The sequence below is a fragment of the Gluconobacter sp. genome (assembly GCF_047723935.1).
Taxonomy (GTDB): domain Bacteria; phylum Pseudomonadota; class Alphaproteobacteria; order Acetobacterales; family Acetobacteraceae; genus Gluconobacter.
Window position 1 is genome coordinate 109,434 of sequence record NZ_JBDOBO010000001.1, and the last position, 17,702, is coordinate 127,135.

At 56.1% G+C, this 17,702-nt stretch carries 16 protein-coding genes; 8 read left to right on the forward strand and 8 right to left on the reverse strand.

The genetic code is table 11. The annotated features are described in order from the left end of the window. Positions 1-6 precede the first annotated feature (6 nt). A complete protein-coding gene (locus ABF979_RS00515) occupies positions 7-2,199 on the reverse strand; it encodes an RNA degradosome polyphosphate kinase (RefSeq protein WP_415557536.1) in 2,193 nt (730 codons plus the stop codon). A 183-nt stretch (positions 2,200-2,382) separates the two neighbouring features. Beyond that, complete coding sequence (locus ABF979_RS00520) at positions 2,383-3,108, reverse strand: HdaA/DnaA family protein (protein ID WP_052750013.1); 726 nt, start codon at positions 3,106-3,108, stop codon at positions 2,383-2,385. Between the two features lie 101 nt (positions 3,109-3,209). On the opposite strand from ABF979_RS00520, the gene purM reads away from it, so the two are divergent. From purM to ABF979_RS00535, 3 genes are all read left to right on the forward strand, one after another. Further along, complete coding sequence (purM, locus tag ABF979_RS00525; RefSeq protein WP_415557309.1) at positions 3,210-4,271, forward strand: phosphoribosylformylglycinamidine cyclo-ligase; 1,062 nt, start codon at positions 3,210-3,212, stop codon at positions 4,269-4,271. Continuing rightward, positions 4,268-4,849 (forward strand): phosphoribosylglycinamide formyltransferase, encoded by a 582-nt coding sequence (purN, locus tag ABF979_RS00530; RefSeq protein WP_415557310.1) that lies wholly within the window; start codon positions 4,268-4,270, stop codon positions 4,847-4,849. The genes purM and purN overlap by 4 nt, the downstream gene beginning before the upstream one ends. Before the next feature lie 231 nt (positions 4,850-5,080). Further along, positions 5,081-6,493 (forward strand): DUF2142 domain-containing protein, encoded by a 1,413-nt coding sequence (locus tag ABF979_RS00535; RefSeq protein ID WP_415557312.1) that lies wholly within the window; start codon positions 5,081-5,083, stop codon positions 6,491-6,493. A gap of 73 nt (positions 6,494-6,566) precedes the next feature. Here the strand turns inward: ABF979_RS00535 and ABF979_RS00540 are convergent, their stop codons facing one another. Next, positions 6,567-7,970: a DUF2142 domain-containing protein gene (locus ABF979_RS00540; RefSeq protein WP_415557313.1), complete on the reverse strand. Its 1,404-nt coding sequence runs from the start codon at positions 7,968-7,970 to the stop codon at positions 6,567-6,569. Between the two features lie 156 nt (positions 7,971-8,126). Beyond that, positions 8,127-8,549, reverse strand: a complete 423-nt coding sequence (gene ndk / locus ABF979_RS00545) for a nucleoside-diphosphate kinase (RefSeq protein ID WP_046899630.1) — start codon at positions 8,547-8,549, stop codon at positions 8,127-8,129. Positions 8,550-8,663: 114 nt separating this feature from the next. On the opposite strand from ndk, the gene ABF979_RS00550 reads away from it, so the two are divergent. From ABF979_RS00550 to ABF979_RS00565, 4 genes are all read left to right on the forward strand, one after another. Beyond that, positions 8,664-10,580 (forward strand): ABC-F family ATP-binding cassette domain-containing protein, encoded by a 1,917-nt coding sequence (locus tag ABF979_RS00550; protein ID WP_415557314.1) that lies wholly within the window; start codon positions 8,664-8,666, stop codon positions 10,578-10,580. A 145-nt stretch (positions 10,581-10,725) separates the two neighbouring features. Next, positions 10,726-11,868: an AI-2E family transporter gene (locus ABF979_RS00555; RefSeq protein WP_099210338.1), complete on the forward strand. Its 1,143-nt coding sequence runs from the start codon at positions 10,726-10,728 to the stop codon at positions 11,866-11,868. A 61-nt stretch (positions 11,869-11,929) separates the two neighbouring features. Next, on the forward strand, positions 11,930-12,214 hold the full coding sequence (locus ABF979_RS00560) for a MerR family transcriptional regulator (RefSeq protein WP_415557315.1): 285 nt from the start codon (positions 11,930-11,932) through the stop codon (positions 12,212-12,214). A 96-nt stretch (positions 12,215-12,310) separates the two neighbouring features. Further along, entirely contained in the window at positions 12,311-12,736 is a 426-nt protein-coding gene (locus tag ABF979_RS00565) for a TipAS antibiotic-recognition domain-containing protein (protein WP_415557316.1), read from the forward strand. Here ABF979_RS00565 and ABF979_RS00570 read toward each other — a convergent pair. The 3 genes from ABF979_RS00570 to ABF979_RS00580 are packed head-to-tail and all read right to left on the reverse strand — an operon-like array spanning position 12,696 to position 16,209. After that, a complete protein-coding gene (locus ABF979_RS00570) occupies positions 12,696-13,121 on the reverse strand; it encodes a hypothetical protein (RefSeq protein WP_415557317.1) in 426 nt (141 codons plus the stop codon). The two genes, ABF979_RS00565 and ABF979_RS00570, sit on opposite strands and share 41 nt — an antisense overlap. After that, on the reverse strand, positions 13,118-14,260 hold the full coding sequence (locus ABF979_RS00575; RefSeq protein ID WP_415557318.1) for a DegT/DnrJ/EryC1/StrS family aminotransferase: 1,143 nt from the start codon (positions 14,258-14,260) through the stop codon (positions 13,118-13,120). The genes ABF979_RS00570 and ABF979_RS00575 overlap by 4 nt, the downstream gene beginning before the upstream one ends. Then, entirely contained in the window at positions 14,257-16,209 is a 1,953-nt protein-coding gene (locus ABF979_RS00580; protein WP_415557537.1) for a polysaccharide biosynthesis protein, read from the reverse strand. Before ABF979_RS00580 ends, ABF979_RS00575 begins: the two co-directional genes overlap by 4 nt. Before the next feature lie 96 nt (positions 16,210-16,305). On the opposite strand from ABF979_RS00580, the gene ABF979_RS00585 reads away from it, so the two are divergent. Continuing rightward, complete coding sequence (locus ABF979_RS00585; protein ID WP_415557319.1) at positions 16,306-17,271, forward strand: glycosyltransferase family 4 protein; 966 nt, start codon at positions 16,306-16,308, stop codon at positions 17,269-17,271. Here the strand turns inward: ABF979_RS00585 and ABF979_RS00590 are convergent, their stop codons facing one another. Continuing rightward, the gene (locus ABF979_RS00590; protein ID WP_046899636.1) at positions 17,272-17,673 is read right to left on the reverse strand and encodes a MarR family transcriptional regulator; all 402 of its coding nucleotides are present in this window, start codon (positions 17,671-17,673) and stop codon (positions 17,272-17,274) included. Between the last annotated feature and the right edge of the window lie 29 nt (positions 17,674-17,702).

Consider the following 17,702-nt stretch of genomic DNA (forward strand, 5'->3'; position numbering starts at 1 on the left):
GAGGTTTCAGTCTTCCAGAATCCGGTCAGGCCGTTCGCGCGGGCGATGGGCCTCCGGAAGAGCTTTTTCCCGTGCGGCCGACCCACGGCCAGACAGGGAGGGATTGTTCATGAAGTACTCGTGTGCGGAGAACGGGTGTGCACCAGGAGACACCCGATGCCAACGCCCGTCCTTGGAGAGCGTCCAGCTCTGAAGGTTGTCCTTGATATTCATGGTCATGATCTGGCCGAGAATCTGCGCGTGGACGGTTGGGTTGGTGATAGGCACCATTGCTTCTACCCGCCAATCCATGTTTCGCACCATCCAGTCCGCGGAAGAAATGAAAACTTTTGCCTTATGCGATGGCATCCGGTGACCATTTCCAAACGCAAAGACACGCGCATGCTCCAGAAAACGACCGACAATGGACTTGATGTCGATGTTGTCAGACAGGCCCGGTACACCCGGACGCAGACAGCAAATCCCACGGATAATCCCGACGATCTTCACTCCGGCCTGGGACGCTTCGTAGAGGAGGTCGATCAGTTCAGCATCAACCAGACTGTTCATTTTCAGCCAAATCCGGGCGGGACGGCCTGCCTTTGCATGAGCAATCTCGTCACGGATGAGTTGTTCAAGCGTGGAACGGATCGTCATGGGAGAGAACGCCAGCGCATCCATTTTTTCCGGCGTGGCATACCCGGTCATGTAATTGAACAGCCGTGCAGAGTCCGAAGCCAATTTTGGATCGCAGGTAAAGAACGAAAGATCTGTGTAAATCCGGGCTGTAATGGGATGATAGTTCCCAGTCCCAAAATGGGCATAAGAACGTAGCGTCCCGCTTTCACGACGGACGACAAGGCTCAGCTTCGCATGGGTCTTCAGATGTGCAAACCCAAACACAACCTGCACGCCAGCCGCTTCCAGAGCACGCGAAAGACGGATGTTGGCTTCTTCATCAAACCGGGCACGCAGCTCAACCATGGCCGTGACGGACTTGCCGGATTCCGCTGCCTCAATCAGGGCATGAACGATCGGGCTATCCCGTGAGGTCCGGTAAAGCGTCTGCTTGATGGCCAGAACATTCGGATCACGCGCAGCCTGCCTAAGGAACTGCACCACCACATCGAAGCTCTCGAACGGGTGGTGGACGACGATATCCTTTGCCCGGATCGCCGCGAAGCAGTCTCCGTCATAATCCAGAATGCGTTCCGGAAAGCGCGGCGTGTAGGGCGGAAACACCAGATCTGGACGGTCATCCACAATCAGCTGTTTGAGATCTACAACGCCCACAAAATTGGGCATGACCACGACATCTTCGTCACCAACACCCAGCTCTTCACCCATTTCGCGCCCGAGCGTTTCAGGGAGCTTGTGATCAAGAGCCAGATGAATACCGACGCCACGACGGCGCTGCTTGAGAGCCGTTTCATAAGAACGAACTAGATCTTCCGCCTCGTCTTCAAACTCAACGTCCGTATCGCGGATAATCCGTAGGACACCGGCCGCACCAATCATGAGACCGGGGAACAGGCGATCTGCGAACAGGCTGATCAGGTCTTCAAGCAGGATAAAGCGGATTTCACCCGTGGCATCCTTGCCTTCGCCGACCCGTGACGGAAGGCGCAGGAAGCGCGGCACCTGTGCTGGCAGCAGAATCAATCCGTCCATGACATGCTTGCCCGACGCAGGGTCCTTGAGACGCATAACCAGCGCCAATCCCATGTTCGGAATAAACGGCAACGGGTGTGAGGGATCGACTGCAAGTGGGGTCAGAACCGGAAAGACGCGCTCATCAAACAGGGCTGAGAGCTGCGCAAGATCAGTCCCATCCAAACCTTCTGTGGACAGGATGGAAATCCCGGCATCTTTCAGCTCGTCTTGAAGCTGATGCCAGACCCGCTGCTGCTCTGCGAGCAGAAACCGGGCTTTCTGACGGACGGCCGAAAGCTGCTGAACAGGTGTTGCTCCATCCGGGCTCCGAACGACCAGCCCTTCCCGAACCTGCCCCACCAGACCCGCAACACGTACTGAATAGAATTCGTCCAGATTACTGGCGCTGATGGACAGAAAACGGACACGCTCCAGAAGCGGATTGCGCGAACTTTCGGCTTCTTCGATGACGCGTTGATTAAAGTCGAGCCAGGAAAGCTCCCGGTTGATGAACCGCGCTGGGGATGTTGGCATGTCAGCATAGTCTTCAGCTGTCGGAACAACCATTCTGCGCCGCCGGGCCCGGGTTGCGGCTGGCGTCAGATTCCCTTCGCGCGGCTGGTTGCGCGAACGTCGACGGGGAGTTGGCTTATTATTTTCAGTCGTCACGATGGTCTCTTCCGGGAAGCTCGAACCAAAACCCGTTTAAGATCAAGGCTTGGGAGAAGTGTGTCAAACGTAGGTTTTATGTCATTCCTCTGACATATCAGGCATCAGAAGATCGGGAAGCATTTCTCGCGCCAGCGCCCGTGTAATTGCGGTTCCACGGGCAAGAGCCGCATCATCCAGCCGCTCAACCGCCGAAACCAAAGCATTTCCCGTGCGTGGCAGATGACGCCAAAGCCATTCCGTAACGGACTGCGAAACAACGAGTTGACGATCCGCCAGAAGAGAAAGCAGCAACGTTGCCCGCAGATCGTCTTCCGGCTCTCCCGTGGCCGTCGTTGCGGTCGCACGGAGCCGGCTTCCCAGATCTGGCAGGGAGACATGACTGCGTGACGGTGGAAGGCGCCCAACCATCAATACCCGGTCACCCTGCGTCAGCGCGTCATTCAGCAGGTGGAGCATGGTTGCCTCATCGCCCGGCGAATCGGCGTTATCAATCGCAAGATTTCCTCGCACACGAATACGCCCTCCGGAGGAGGCATGAGAAAACAGGCGCGCATCCAGAATGGTCGCATCATGCTCCTGCGCCCAGACAGACAATAGATGAGTTTTTCCAGTTCCGGCTGGCCCCCAAAGCCACAATCGGCCATCAGGCCACACTTTGCGTGAAAGCCACGCGCGCGCAGGCGCATTTGAAGGGCTCGTGATGAAGCGTTCGGCTGTCATCGCGGTCGGACGACGCAGAGGAAAGGCCATCTGAGGTCCGGCATCGCTTATGGCGTGCCCTTCCTGTCCGTCCTGTTTTGTCATCCCTCATCCCTTTTCATGCCGTTACGCCTTCAATTCAAGCGTTCCGCCCGCGTGCAGGATGCTCTAGAACGGCGTCACGTCAACCAGCGGGAAGCTTCATCATGACCGATCAGCCCGACACCTCACAGGGCGCCAGCTATGCACAGGCTGGTGTAGACATTGCAGCAGGCGATGCCCTGGTCGATGCCATCAAGCCCGCAGCCAAAGCCACGAACCGCCCCGGCACAATGGGCGGACTGGGCGGCTTCGGTGCCCTGTTTGATCTGAAGGCTGCCGGTTTCACCGATCCGGTCCTTGTCAGTTGCACAGACGGCGTGGGCACGAAACTCATGGTCGCGATCGAAGCCGGCAAGCATGATGAGGTCGGAATTGATCTCGTAGCCATGTGCGTGAACGACCTGGTCGTTCAAGGCGCAACCCCGCTGTTCTTCCTGGACTATCTGGCAACCGGCAAGCTCTCCATTGAAGATGCCTCTACGGTCGTGAAGAGCATCGCCCATGGCTGCGCAGAGTCCGGCTGTGCGTTGGTCGGTGGCGAAACTGCAGAAATGCCGGGCATGTATGCACCGGGGCATTATGATCTCGCTGGCTTCAGTGTCGGCGCGGCAGAACGCGGCGCTCTCCTTCCCGCAGGCATCCGCGAAGGCGACGCACTGATCGGGATGCCCTCCTCAGGCATTCACTCGAATGGCTTTTCTCTGGTTCGTGAAGTTGTCCGCCGTTCAGGCCTCGGCTGGAATGATCCGGCTCCCTTCTCTGAAGGACACACACTCGCCGAAGCCCTGCTGACACCTACGAAGCTTTATGTTCGCAGCGTGCTGGATCTGCACGCCAAGGGCCTGCTCCATGGCTGCGCACATATTACCGGCGGCGGCCTGCCGGGCAATCTGCCGCGCGTCCTTCCGGAAGGTCTGGGTGTTCGCATTGACGGTTCGTCGTGGGTCGTCCCTCCCGTATTCCGCTGGATGGCAGAAACCGGAAATGTTTCAGCTGATGAAATGCTCCGTGTCTTTAACTGTGGCATTGGCATGGTTCTCGTCACTCCTGAGCCAGAGCGCGTTCTGGCTGAACTGGAAGCCCGCGGGGAAAGCGCTTTCCAGATCGGTGAAGTTGTCCGCTCCGACGAGGCTTATGCCCTGACCGCACCGGTCTCCTTCGCATGATTCAGAAGACGCCCATCGCTGTGCTTATCAGCGGGCGTGGCAGCAACATGCGTGCACTGATCGAGGCCTGTGAAAGGCCGGATTTTCCGGCTCGGATCGTACTCGTGCTCAGTAACAAGCCGGATGCGGCTGGTCTGGAGGTCGCCCGCGCGGCCGGTCTTCAGACGGCGGCCATTGACCACAAGGCGTTTGGGAAAGACCGCGAAGCTCATGAACGCAAGGTGGATGCAGCCATCCGCGCTTCCGGAGCCCAACTCGTCTGCCTTGCCGGATATATGCGTGTCCTGACGCCTTATCTCGTCAACGCCTGGGATGGCCGGATGCTCAACATCCACCCGAGCCTCTTGCCTGCATTTCCGGGCCTGCACACACATGAGGCTGCCATTGCTGCCGGCGCAACCGAGCACGGCTGTACTGTTCACCTTGTGACTGCGGGCGTGGATGAAGGGCCTATTCTTGGGCAAGCGCGTGTGCCGGTTCTGAAGACTGACACACCCGACGCACTTGCTGCACGCGTACTGGAACAGGAACATGCCCTGTATCCTTCGGTTCTACAGAACTACATCGACAGACAGTAAACAGGCGGCGGGATGAACGGAAATTTCTTCTTTCATTCCGCTCCTCATTTTATCTGGGCACTGTGTAGTAAAGACACCTCTCAGTTAAATGCCCTGACGATAATGACCGCAAAAACGCTCAGCACTTCCAAAACTCAGTTTTATAATTTGCGGATTGCCTTACTCTGAGTGGGTGCATATGAGCCCGGATGGCAGTCGGTCATGTGCCCCAACAAGGAAATAAGCACTGATATGAAGTCCGTTTCGTCATTTTTTGCGTTCTGCAAAACAAACCTGCGGCTTCTTGAACTCGCTTATCTTCTCTCGATTGCTGTTATCGGCGTTTTTCTTGTGTACCGCGTCACGCCTGTTAGTGGCGTAGATGAAGAATTCCATTTTTACCGCGCGCAACAGATCGCTCAGGGAAATCTTCTGGCACAGCGTTATTCGGGGCACATGTTCGGGGGTGGGCTCGACACCAGTATGCTGACCTGGGTGCGCTATTTCAATTCAAACCGGAACCAGCACAAGCCTTCTGACAGCAATGTCGCTGCGCAGATCGCAAAGGATCTGGAGAACTCCAAAAGAGACCGGGAAGTCGTTCATTTCCCCTCGACCGCTTCATACTCCCCACTGATGTATATTCCCTCAGCCACCGCCATGATAATCGCCAATGCCGGACATGGCGGCGTGGATACAAGATATTACGCTGGTCGTTTAGGGAACCTGTTTGGATACATCGGGATGCTCGCACTTGTCCTTGCGGTGCTGCCCGTAGGACGATTGGCCGTCCTTGCCCTGATGACCACGCCAACAAGCCTCCATCTGGCGACAACATATAGCGCCGATCCTGTCACCAATCTGGGATCAATGCTGTTCCTCGCCTGCTGCCTACGGGCCCGGATGGCCCCTCCCGAAGACCGGAAAATCTGGATCCGCCTGATTATCGCTTTGGCCGCTCCGCTGGGGCTTTTCAAATTAACCTGCAGCTTTTTAAGTCTCGGCTGCTTTCTTGTGCCGACGAATTCTTTCACCACCCAGAGAAAATATGTCCAGTTCTGTATGACGGTCGTCGGATTGAGCCTTGTCTCCGCCGTTGTCTGGAACGGAATTTACCCATTCACGCCTGCGCATTACTGGAATACGGGAGGGGATCCTAAAGTCCAGATCCTGACCATGCTGAAGCACCCATGGTCTTTTGTTCGGGAAATCGCTGAAACCTACCGTGTTGGCTCGCACTGGTGGTGGGAGGACGCATGGGGACGTTTTGGCGGCGGCCCAGTGCCACTTTTCTTCAAGATTGGTGAAGGCACTGGGTATGTAGCTATAGCTCTGATTGTTCTGCTGGCTCTCGCTGACAAACGGCCCATTGCTAGTCCACGATCCGGAGCAATCCTGATTGCGCTTGGTGCGCTTTATTCTCTCTTAACTCTTCTGGCATTCTACGTTGGATTCTCTCACCTTGGAGAGGACACTGTCAGCGGCCTTCAGGGACGTTATTTTTATATAAGCTGTGCTGCTATTTTAACTGGCGTTCTGTTGTTCCTGCCGCGCCAGAACAAGACGTATCAAACGGTCTGTACGAGCCTGTTAGGCGCCTATTTCGTTTGCGTTGCGCATGTCTGCATTGAAGCAACCGGCATTTATGCGCGTCTTTGGAATTAACGCATAAAGACCCAAGGGGTCGGCTACCTCTTTCGCAGCAACCGCCCCCCTCACTATTAAATGGTCACGGCAATTACCAATACCGCGCCAGTATCGTCTGAACGATAGCGCCCAATCCTACCCATAGCCCCACCGTAAGAAGCCCGATTTCAACGGCCTTTGCTTTAGCAACGGATAGAAAATGGGGCGTTGATGCGAAAGGAAAGATCAGTACTGAGAAAATTGCAGCGGGGATATAATATCGCCCCTGAAGGCCGCCAATATAACTATCACCGACGGGGGTCCATATAAGATAAAGAGAAAGACTAACAGCGCTGACAGTCCCAATGGACACACAAAGTATGAGCGCCTTTCTCACTAGCTCGTCTCTTCCAATTTTTCTTGTAAGGTACAGGCAAGAGAAAATACCTACGAGAATGAAAAACATGACTTCGAACTGGTAAAACCAGTCTGGAAGTCGTGCATCAAGCCATCCCAGAACACCGACAAACTGGCCCATCAAGGAATGAACAGAAACCCTGAATGTGTGCAGAAGTACCGCGACTGCTTTGAGCGGGTGAGAAAGAACGAAATGTAGCTGGCGCGCAGCATCAACGCCATCTGCGGAGCGAAAAGGGATTTTTGTGGAGCCAACGCCCATAACTGACCATGCCAGAGCAGCAAGTGCGGTAAACACACACGCACCCGCAGCCGAGCGCCAGGCCGCCCATGGAGCAATGATCAGCGGTAGAAACGCGATAAGAATATAAGGCGGCTTGGATGCAATAATGCATCCCATCAGAAGCGCGAGTGTCGGCCAGAACCATCTGTTCTTGCAGAAATCATCATTTAATCGCGTCATGAGAGCCGTACAGACTGCACAGGCTGCGATCAAAGGCCCATCCTGAGAGCAGGATGCGAACAACGACAGCGACATAGGCATTGAGAGAAATGCTGCAATAATCAGTCGTCCCTGACGGACAATCGCAAGGGCGAACATTCCGGCAAGTACGCAAAAGACGGCGCTGGACATGCGCGCCAGATAAAAAGACTTTAAAATATCTTCATGAAGTCTTTTGCCGACTTCAATCCCCACCACTGATGGAAAATAAAAGATCGGAGAATAGATCACCGTGTTTGGAAAGCCTGCTTCCCGCTTCGGACTTTTCCAGCTTAACGGTGCGCTGCCGAAGATACGGTTCCAGTCTACTTTCCGTTCATATCGACCTTTGAGATCATCATATCTGTAAGCGAATACAACGCTGTCTTCAGGAATGACACCACCGCTATCAGAGGCACTGAAACGATGGCCGATTAACTGTCCCTGAGAGATCTGTATGGCTCTTTGAAAATGATTTGGCTCATCGGCGACCTGTAATGGCGGGGTCGCGATCACCAGAAACATCAGGCAGGCAGAGACCAGAAGTCCCCAGACAATAGCCAGCGGATATTTGTAAAGGAAAGAAGTTGTAGCGTCGTTGCCCACAGATCGAACCATGCCTCTCTTCCGTCATCATGCCGCAGAGTGGGCCTGGATGACAGCGGAACCGGGAACGTGTGAAGGCTGACCAGTCGGGGCGTTCAGATACCGTCCCAAATCATTGGAAATGGAGAGCCACAGAGCCTGCGGCTCTCCATTGGCAGAACCCAGACCTTACGGCAGGATTTCTGTCTCAGCGAAGAAGAAAGCGATCTCGTTCTTCGCGTTCTCAAGGCTGTCAGAACCGTGCACGGAGTTTGCTTCGATGCTTTCAGCATAAAGCTTACGCACGGTGCCCTCAGCTGCATCAGCCGGGTTCGTTGCGCCCATGACTTCACGGTGCTTTGCAACAGCGTTCTCAGCCTGCAGAACCTGCACGACAACCGGCTCAGCGAGCATGGAGGACACGAGGCTGCCGTAGAACGGACGCTCCTTGTGAACTGCGTAGAAAGCGCCAGCCTGCTTCTCGGTCAGCTGGATGCGCTTCTGAGCAACGATGCGCAGACCGGCTTCCTCGAACACGGCATTGATCTTGCCGGTCAGGTTACGCTTCGTGGCGTCGGGCTTGATGATTGAAAGCGTGCGCTCGAGAGCCATCTTTCTTCTCCTGTTGGACAAAGGGGTAAATCCCGCCGTTCCACTAGAGCAAATTCGTAGTTCCTGATAGGTCTGTCGCGGTTTTTTCACTCTTCCCGACTGATCGAGGCGCCCGTGAGCCTGCTCACTATCACTGACCTGACTCTCCGCATCGCCGGCCGTACCCTGCTGGATGGCGCATCGCTGACAGTCGACCCCGGTCGGAAAATTGGCCTCATCGGAAAAAATGGGGCTGGAAAATCAACACTTCTTGGCGCGATTGCAGGGGATATTGCCCCGGATGGGGGCACCATCACGCTTGCAAATCGGGCCACAATGGGCCGCGTGAAGCAGGAAACACCATCTGGTGACACCTCGCTGATCGATACGGTGCTGGAAGGCGACATCGAGCGCGCGGCGCTCCTCGCCGAAGCCGAGACTGCCACGGACCCTGCCCGTATCGCAGATGTGCATGAGCGCCTGATTGCCATTGATGCCTACACGGCCCCTGCCCGTGCCGGCGCCATCCTGTCAGGGTTGGGCTTCGATCAAGACGCGCAGCTTCGTTCGGTCTCGGACTTCTCAGGCGGCTGGAGAATGCGTGTCTCGCTGGCAACGGCCCTCTTCCTCAGCCCCGATCTCCTTCTGCTGGATGAGCCCACCAACCATCTTGATATTGAAGCCACCCTCTGGCTCGAATCCTGGCTCGCAAAATTCCCTGGTGCAGCTCTGATCGTCAGCCATGACCGCTCACTTCTCGACAATACAGTCGATGCCATTGCTCATCTGGATCATCAGAAACTCAGCCTGACGCCCGGCGGTTACGACAACTTCGTGCGCATCCGGACAGAACAGGCCCTTCAGCAAAACCGTATGGCTGAGCGCATTGCAACACAGCGTGCGCATATGCAGTCCTTCGTCGATCGCTTCCGCGCGAAAGCCACGAAAGCCAAACAGGCTCAGGCCCGCCTGAAAGCGCTTGAGCGCCTTCCGCAGATTGATAGCGTGGTGGAAGACACGCCGACGCGCTTTTCATTCCCGGAACCGCAGCCCCTTCCCCCACCGATGATCACCCTCGACAATGTCAGTCTAGGGTATGACGGACGGGTGGTTCTCAAAGGGCTGAACCAGCGGCTCGATATGGAAGACCGAATCGCTCTTCTGGGCCAGAACGGGCGCGGCAAGTCCACATTCGCCAAGCTACTGGCAGGACGTCTTGATCCCATGGCCGGATCTTACAATCACTCGCCAAAGCTCAAGATCGGCTATTTCGCACAGCATCAGGCCGATGAACTTGTCTTGTCTGAAACACCGATCGATCACATGGCACGCGCCATGCCTGATGCGACGCCAGTTGCCGTACGCTCACAGCTCGCGCGTTTCGGACTTGATGTTAATCGTGCTGAAACCCGTGTTTCAGAATTGTCCGGTGGGGAAAAAGCACGCCTTCTTCTTGCGCTCTCCACTCGTGACGCCCCGCATCTTCTCATCCTCGATGAGCCAACCAACCATCTTGATCTTGACGCACGCGATGCCCTGATCCGTGCCCTTTCCGAGTTCGAGGGCGCGGTAATCCTCATCAGCCATGACAGCCATCTGGTGGAATCCGTGGCGGATCGGTTCTGGCTGGTTGAAGACGGGACCATTGCGCCGTTTGACGGCGACATGGCGGAATACAAGGCATGGCTGGTCGAGCGTGCTCGCAAGGCCAGAGCGGAAAATACGGAGCGGAACAAAAACGCCAATCGCCCGGCCTCACAGGAGGCATCTCAGGCGACAGCTCCCCAGAAGAAAATTGACCGCAAGGAGCTCACACGAGCGCTGGCCCCGCTCCGCCGAAAAATTCGTGATGCTGAAGCGAAGCTGGCTCAGATCAATCGGGAAAAAGAGAAAATTGAGACCAGGCTTGCCGATCCGGAGCTCTATCAGTCAGGGAATCCCGGTGAAATCGCGTCGCTGAATGCTCATCTTTCTGCTCTGAACGCGACACAGGAGAAAACAGAAGAGCTCTGGCTCGAAGCACAGGCGGAACTTGAAGATGCTTCTGCCTAACCAAAGCCGAACTTAACTGTAGCATGTGTACTCTCACGGATGTCAGCACTCCGTGAGAGTATCGTTAGATCACCTCAGCCAATTGACCCGCCTTCCCGAAGTCCATAAGCCAACACCGGCCTACAGATTCAGGATGGACCGGCTGATGCCTATTTCGTTTTCCGACCCGAAGGACCGAGACGAGAAGGAACCGCGCGCGCGCGAACTTTCAAAAATTGCCAGCCTGTTACGGATCGCCCTGACTGTGACGCTGATCCTTCTGGCCGTCTGGCTGATGAAGGATGTGCTGGCTGTTGTTTTCGCCTCGGCACTGATGGCCGTCGTCCTGCATGGCCTCGCCCGGATCGTACGGCGCCATGTCTCGTTCATCCCTTATCAGGGCGCTGTTGCTCTCGTCACAGTGGTTATCCTGCTCGCACTGGCAGGCCTTGTCTGGAGCAGCGGCCCGGCGATCGGGGACCAGTTCATTCGCCTTAAACAGGCGCTTGTCCAGCAGTCCGGCGATCTGAAATCGCATCTTTCAGGGTCTACTCTGGGTCAGCTTGTTCTGGATCATCTTCCAACCGCAGTTGGCGGAAATGATGCAACGTCTGGCAGCCTTGGTTCCCTCGGCTCCGGCCTTGCAGGGTCCGTGACTGGCATTCTCAGCAGCGCCTTTGGTGTGCTGGGCACACTGGCTGTCATTCTGATTGCAGGGCTGTACTTTGCCTTGTCGCCTGCAATTTACATTGACGGTTTTCTGCGCCTCGTTCCTTCCCAGCACCGTGCATCCGCACGTGAGTTACTCATGGCTGCAGGCACGACACTCTGGGCGTGGACAGCAGGTCAGGCCCTCGACATGCTCGTCGTGGGCATTCTGTCCGGGATTGGCCTCTCTTTGATTGGCGTTCCTCTTGCGCTTGCACTCGGTGTGGTCGCTGGTATCTGCAACTTCATTCCCTATATCGGCGCCATCCTTGGTGCGGTCCCGGCCGTGCTCCTGGGCCTTTCCATGGGAAGCAAAGAAGCCCTGTTCGTAGCTATTCTTTACAGCGTGATCCAGTTCTTTGAAGGCAACGTTCTTGCACCACTTATCCAGCGGCGTGCAGTCCATATGCCACCCGCCGTTGCTATTCTGTCTCAGACGGTTTTCAGCACCATTCTTGGTATTCCGGGCCTGATCCTGGCGTCTCCGATCACGGCAGCCCTGCTGGCTATGGGAGACAAGGCAACTGCCCCTCTCGATGACGAAGAACAGACCCGCCGCGACGTCGGCGAAATTTCCGAAGACGAAGCCCGGAAAGACTGAATATTTCGCTTGCTCCTGACGTAACGTCATCATTGCAGATGATGCGTCAGGAGAAAGATCAATGACTGCAAAGACCCTGACCATTGGCGAACTTGCCAAAGCCAGCGCAACAACACCCCGGACACTTCGACATTTCGAAGCTTTGGGGCTCATCAAGCCAGGCCGGACTGAAAATGGCAGACGCGTTTACACGCTCCAGACAATCAGCACGCTGGCACGCATTTTTCTTTTAAAGCGCATGGGATTCAGTCTCGGTGAGATCCGCTCCCTGGAACTGAAGCCGGCATCCCCAAAAGATATCATAGCGACCCAACTTTTCCTGCTATCAGCACGCATGGCAGTATGAGAAAGAACAATTTCCCAACTCCGCACCACCCATAATCTAATCTCTGACCAACTCTCTGGTTCGGAGAACCAGATTTACAATGGTCCGATGGATCTGGTGGCATTTTGCCTTCTGCTGCGAGAAGGAGAAGCCATTCTACAACGGGAAAACCTTCAGCCCGTTTTTGAAAAATACTTTACTGCCGAAGAACAGATGGCATGGCGGACGCAAATGGATCGTCACTTCCCAACTGAAGATAGAACATCCTATCAGGTTCTCTGGGAACGACTTATCGTGCGCTGTGAAGATGCTCTTGCCCGCTCGGTCACCCCATCTGCCCCAGAGGCGCAAAGCCTCGCAAAGGAATGGCTGGAACTTCAGAAGCCTTTGCAAGATGCCGTGGGCCCGGAACTCTGGCGCAAGACGGGTACAATGTACGAAGACATGCAGGACTGGCAGACACCTGAACGACAGGCGCCCTTCAGTCCTGAAGTATTCAGCTTTATCCGTGAGGCTGCAACTCTGCTGGCTGGAGCGCCGTGAGAGACGCGTCTTCAAAGGCGTTCATGCGGTAGGGGCCATCGTCCTCAAGCTGCACGCCGACGATGTCCGCTTGATGCTTATGCTTCCAGATGGAAATGATGACCGGATGATTGTCTGCGTTATTCATGCGCAGAATAACGTCCCCCTTCGAAGGCGGACGTTCCCCACTGGGGCCCCAGGCCGTCGTGTGCGACTGAAGCCACAGATTGATGTCCTGCACTTCAGCAGCACTCAGATCCCGGCTGACAGGTGCAATAATCTTGCCTTCCGTCACAGGGGGGAACTTCCAGGCGTGGATCAGCGGCCAGGCAACGAACCAGACAATACCAACAGGAATGAAAACCAGTGCACAAAAAGCCAGTAACAGCTTCTGCTCGCGCCTCATAATGTGTCTCCTGCCCAGCTTTTCAGGGCTTCCGTAATACGACTCACTTCTTCATCCGTCAGCTCTGGCTGGATGGGCAGCGCCAAAATGCGTGCTCCCAGACCTTCTGAGACTGGAAGAGCAGCTCCGTCATGATGCTCGCTGTAAGCCGACTGATGGTGAAGCGGTTTCGGGTAATAGACTGCCGTCGGGACACCTGCGGCTTTCAGGTGCGCCTGCAGGGAATCCCGTTTCGCCGCATCCGGTAGCAACACGCTGTAGATCGCCCAAGCACTTTTGCTGTCAGACACGCGTACCGGCCCTTGAATACCTTGCGGCATGGCACGGTCATAAGCGCAGGCAATGGCTTCACGCTTGGTCAGCTCATCTTCAAAAGCATCCAGTTTCGCCAGAAGAACAGCCGCCTGAATCGTGTCCAGCCGACCGTTGATGCCAATCCGCTCCACTTCGTAGCGCGTCTTGCCCTCACCGTGCGTTCGCAGGGAACGATAGAGAGTGGCGAGGTCCTCATCATCCGTCAGAATAGCGCCACCGTCTCCATAGCCGCCGAGAGGCTTGGACGGGAAAAACGATAGCGTCGTAGCACGCGCCTCGTGCCCCAGACGGCGCCCGTGATAAGAGGCCCCGAAAGACTGCGCGCAGTCCGCAATGAGCGTCAGACCTTCCTGAGCAGCAAAAATTTTCAGTTCATCCCAAGGCGCAGGCTGCCCGAAAAGATCCACCCCGATCAGAGCTCGCGGCTCCAGTTCCCCAGTCTTCCGCACAGCGGTCAGCCGCTCCGCGAGAGACGTCAGACTGATCTGGAACGTATCTGGTTCCACATCAACGAAAACGGGTGTTGCTCCCAAAAGGAGAACAACTTCAGCCGTCGCCGTATAAGTGAAGGCCGGCAGAAAGACAGCGTCGCCCGGTCCGATCTCTTCTGCCATCAAAACCATCAACAGCGCATCGGTGCCCGAAGACACACCAACTGCATATTTCGCGCCCCCGAACTCGGCCAGCCGCTGCTCAAGTTCCTCGACCTCGGGGCCCATGACAAAGCGGCAGTGCTCAAACACTGCGTCAACACGGCTCTTGATCGCGTCTTTCAGACGAGCCTGCTGTTTGGGCAGATCCAGGAAGGCTATCGGGGTAATCATGCAGTGATCTCCGCATCAGGCTGTGAAAGCGCGACCGCAGACGGCGCCTTTCCATCCCGGTTATGGTTGAATTCCGGCACTAACCGGTGAAATATTTCCATGACGGCTGAAAGATCTTCGCGGTGGCACGCCGCTTCCAGCGCATTCATGGCATCAGTCGCGATATTGAAATCCACCGTCCGGGGAGACGCCATCCTCAGACCTGGGGCATCTGTCGGCACTGGGGCTTCCCGGCCATGAAACAGCTCTTCAAAAAGCTTTTCGCCAGGGCGTAGGCCCGTAATCTGGATTTCCACGTCTGTTTCTGGTTTGAGGCCAGCCAGGCGGATCATCTGACAGGCAAGATCCATGATCCTGACCGGATCGCCCATATCCAGAACGAAAATGCCGCCCTGCCGGAGACGCTGATCCGTTGTATCTTCCCCGGAAGCATCCTGAGTGCCACGGACGGCAGCCTGAAGCACCAGCCCCACGGCTTCAGGGATCGTCATGAAGTAACGGGTCATGTCCGGGTGGGTTACGGTTAGCGGGCCGCCATGTTCAAGCTGGCGGCGAAACAGGGGAACGACAGAGCCCGTAGACCCCAGGACATTCCCAAAACGCACGGTCACACACCGCAACCCGCCTTTACCAGCACGGGCACGCATATCGAGCGCCTGTCCATAAACCTCAGCACAGCGCTTGCTGGCTCCCATGAGGCTGGAAGGGTTAACGGCCTTGTCCGTTGAAATCATCACCATCGCCTGCGCCCCTGAACGCTCGGCCTCATCCAGAACAATACGGGTACCCACGACGTTGGTCAGTACACCCTCGATCGGATTTGATTCCACGATCGGTACATGCTTGAGCGCGGCGGCATGGAAAATCAGTGCTGGACGATATTCCATGAAAATTTCGGAGATCCTGCCGCGATCGCGCACATCAGCAATAATCTGATGCCGCTGAACTGCAGGATATCGCTCTGAAAGATCCAGGTTGATCTGCCACAGCGCATACTCGCTGTTTTCAATCAGAAGAATGGCAGCAGGTCTGAACGAAGCGATCTGTCGTGCCAGTTCAGATCCAATACTGCCGCCAGCCCCCGTTACAGCGATGACCTGCCCAGCAATCAGGCGGCTCATGCCTTCGCTATTCAACGCTACCGGAGGTCTGTTCAACAGATCTTCAATGGCGACGGGACGAAGCTCGACACTATCTGCGGGCTTCAGATCAGTCAGAGAGGGCGTTCGCTGAACATCAACGCCATACTCACGTGCGACTTCAAGGATACGGGACAACGGAGCGCCACGCAGTTCGGACGTGGTGATAACCAACGTATCCGGCAGACGCCCCGAGGCTGACATCTGCTTCAGAATTTCAGGCGTCTCATCAATCGTTCCAAGAATGGGACAACTGTGAATGCGTCGCCCTGCCTGCTGCGTCCCACCAGTCAGAAGCCCGACAACGCGACGTCCGGCCTGATGATCCCGCTCCATTGCGCGAATGAAAAGATCCGCTTCGTGATCAGCGCCGAGTAACAGCACGCGCTCACGCTCAGCGACCATAAGACGACGGCGCGCTGTCAGCCGCCAAAACATGCGTAGAGCGCCCAGACATGTCAGGAGAACCAGCGCATGAATGACCGGGAATGTCGTGCTTGGAAGCGGGTAGCCAGCCAAATGTAGCAAGGCTGAGAACAGTGTCGCGCTGACAACGGAAGCACAGGCAATGTTGAAAAGATCAGAAAGACCAGAAAACCGCCAGTATTGCTGTGCCATACGAAAAGGCAGCCCACTGACCAGAAGCGTAATCCCCCCCCCTGCTACAAACCAGAGCGGATGCAGCAGTCCTCCGTGAGGGTCAGCCAGCCAACGTGCCACAGGGGCTGCCGCTGCGGACACGACTCCATCCAGAAGAACATTGAGAGCGATGCGTCTCGCCTGTGCGGTCGTGCGACCTGTACGGCTGATAGCGCTAGACGGGGCCGGAAACTGAGGGCCAGAAGATGGTGTGACTTTCACGTCTCCCTTATAACGCCAAAACCACTGTTCCCATAAAGTCCGTCCATGCCCTTTTCTTTGTCGTCCTTTCTCTCCGGCCTTACCCTGCTGGACCTGTGTGCAGCAGTCCTGTGCACGGTCCTGGTCGTCCTGATGATTCAGGCCGGAATTATGGACACTCCCGTGCACCGCAGCTCCCATACGCGGCCAACACCCAAAGGCGGAGGGATCGGCATTATCGGAGCTTTTCTGCTCTGCGCGTTACCAAGCCTGTTTCTCAAAGGGCAGCCCATTCTAAATTCGTCCGTCATCGGGATGCTGGCCGGCGTTATTCTACTCGCTGCCGTTTCCTGGCTGGACGATCTGTATTCTTTCAGGGCGCGTTACAAGCTTGGTGCACAGTTCATAGCCGCCTTTTTGGCAGCGGCTGGAACGGGCGCATCCTTACCAATGATGGGAATTTTCATACTGGGGGCCGTATTCATCACGAATGCCCTCAACTTTATCGACGGGATTAACGGGTTAGCCGCAGGCACGATGCTTATCGCAGCGGCCTTTCTTGCGTCAGCAGGAATTCAACCCGTCATTTTCGTGCTGTTCGCGGTATGCCTTGCGGCATTTCTGCCGTGGAATTTTCCCAAGGCCCGCATTTTTATGGGGGACGTTGGCAGCCAGGCAGGAGCACTTGTCATCGCCTGGGGGGCCATGCAGCCTCTCCACAGTTTGGCGCTCATCGTACTCGCAGTGCTTTCAGGCGTGCTGTGGGATGTCCTCTTTACGCTGGCTCGCCGCACGCGCGTAGGTGATCGACTGACCGTGGCCCACCGTGGGCATCTTTATCAGCTCGCGATCCGCTCCGGACTACCGATGCCGCTTGTAACGACTGTCTATTGGGGATTTGCACTGTGGGGTGCAGTGGCCTGTCTGGCCAATGAGTGGCTCGTAACTGCCCTGCTCATTCTTCTGCCTCAGCTTTGCTGGACAGGATATATCTGCACGCGAGCCAGAGCCCACGTGCAGGATCGTTGGTAATTAGCCAGCGCGACGTGTGCTGATACGCTCGACAGAAGCAGCTGCACGTTCTGCACGAACCGGACGTGTGCCAGAAGCTTCAGCCATGACAGCGCGCATCTCACGCAGGAAGGAAGAACCCTTCAGCGTGCGCTGCACGAGGACGGAACGACGATCCAGCGGATCAACCTTACGACGTGCCAGATCCAGCTCACCCAGACGGTCCAGAGCGCGTGTAATGGCAGGCTTGGACACCTTGAGCTCTGAAGCCAGACCACGAACGGTGTGTGCACCGTCACGCAGGTAGCAGGTCAGGAACACAGCAAGCTGGCGGGCAGACAGATCAGGACCATCACGGCGCACCATGGAGACGACGGTGTCGCACAGAAGGTGAAGCATCTGGTCGTTGTTAGCCTGAGGCATTTCTCTCTCCTTAACGGTCTGCCCTGCCT

Excerpts from the sequence above, each read along its gene's own strand:
- ABF979_RS00515 (WP_415557536.1), bottom strand. The coding sequence starts at position 2,199 with ATGGTTGTTCCGACAGCTGAAGACTATGCTGACATGCCAACATCCCCA.
- ABF979_RS00520 (WP_052750013.1), bottom strand. The coding sequence starts at position 3,108 with ATGACAAAACAGGACGGACAGGAAGGGCACGCCATAAGCGATGCCGGA.
- purM (WP_415557309.1), top strand. The coding sequence starts at position 3,210 with ATGACCGATCAGCCCGACACCTCACAGGGCGCCAGCTATGCACAGGCT.
- purN (WP_415557310.1), top strand. The coding sequence starts at position 4,268 with ATGATTCAGAAGACGCCCATCGCTGTGCTTATCAGCGGGCGTGGCAGC.
- ABF979_RS00535 (WP_415557312.1), top strand. The coding sequence starts at position 5,081 with ATGAAGTCCGTTTCGTCATTTTTTGCGTTCTGCAAAACAAACCTGCGG.
- ABF979_RS00540 (WP_415557313.1), bottom strand. The coding sequence starts at position 7,970 with ATGGTTCGATCTGTGGGCAACGACGCTACAACTTCTTTCCTTTACAAA.
- ndk (WP_046899630.1), bottom strand. The coding sequence starts at position 8,549 with ATGGCTCTCGAGCGCACGCTTTCAATCATCAAGCCCGACGCCACGAAG.
- ABF979_RS00555 (WP_099210338.1), top strand. The coding sequence starts at position 10,726 with ATGCCTATTTCGTTTTCCGACCCGAAGGACCGAGACGAGAAGGAACCG.
- ABF979_RS00560 (WP_415557315.1), top strand. The coding sequence starts at position 11,930 with ATGACTGCAAAGACCCTGACCATTGGCGAACTTGCCAAAGCCAGCGCA.
- ABF979_RS00570 (WP_415557317.1), bottom strand. The coding sequence starts at position 13,121 with ATGAGGCGCGAGCAGAAGCTGTTACTGGCTTTTTGTGCACTGGTTTTC.
- ABF979_RS00575 (WP_415557318.1), bottom strand. The coding sequence starts at position 14,260 with ATGATTACCCCGATAGCCTTCCTGGATCTGCCCAAACAGCAGGCTCGT.
- ABF979_RS00585 (WP_415557319.1), top strand. The coding sequence starts at position 16,306 with ATGCCCTTTTCTTTGTCGTCCTTTCTCTCCGGCCTTACCCTGCTGGAC.
- ABF979_RS00590 (WP_046899636.1), bottom strand. The coding sequence starts at position 17,673 with ATGCCTCAGGCTAACAACGACCAGATGCTTCACCTTCTGTGCGACACC.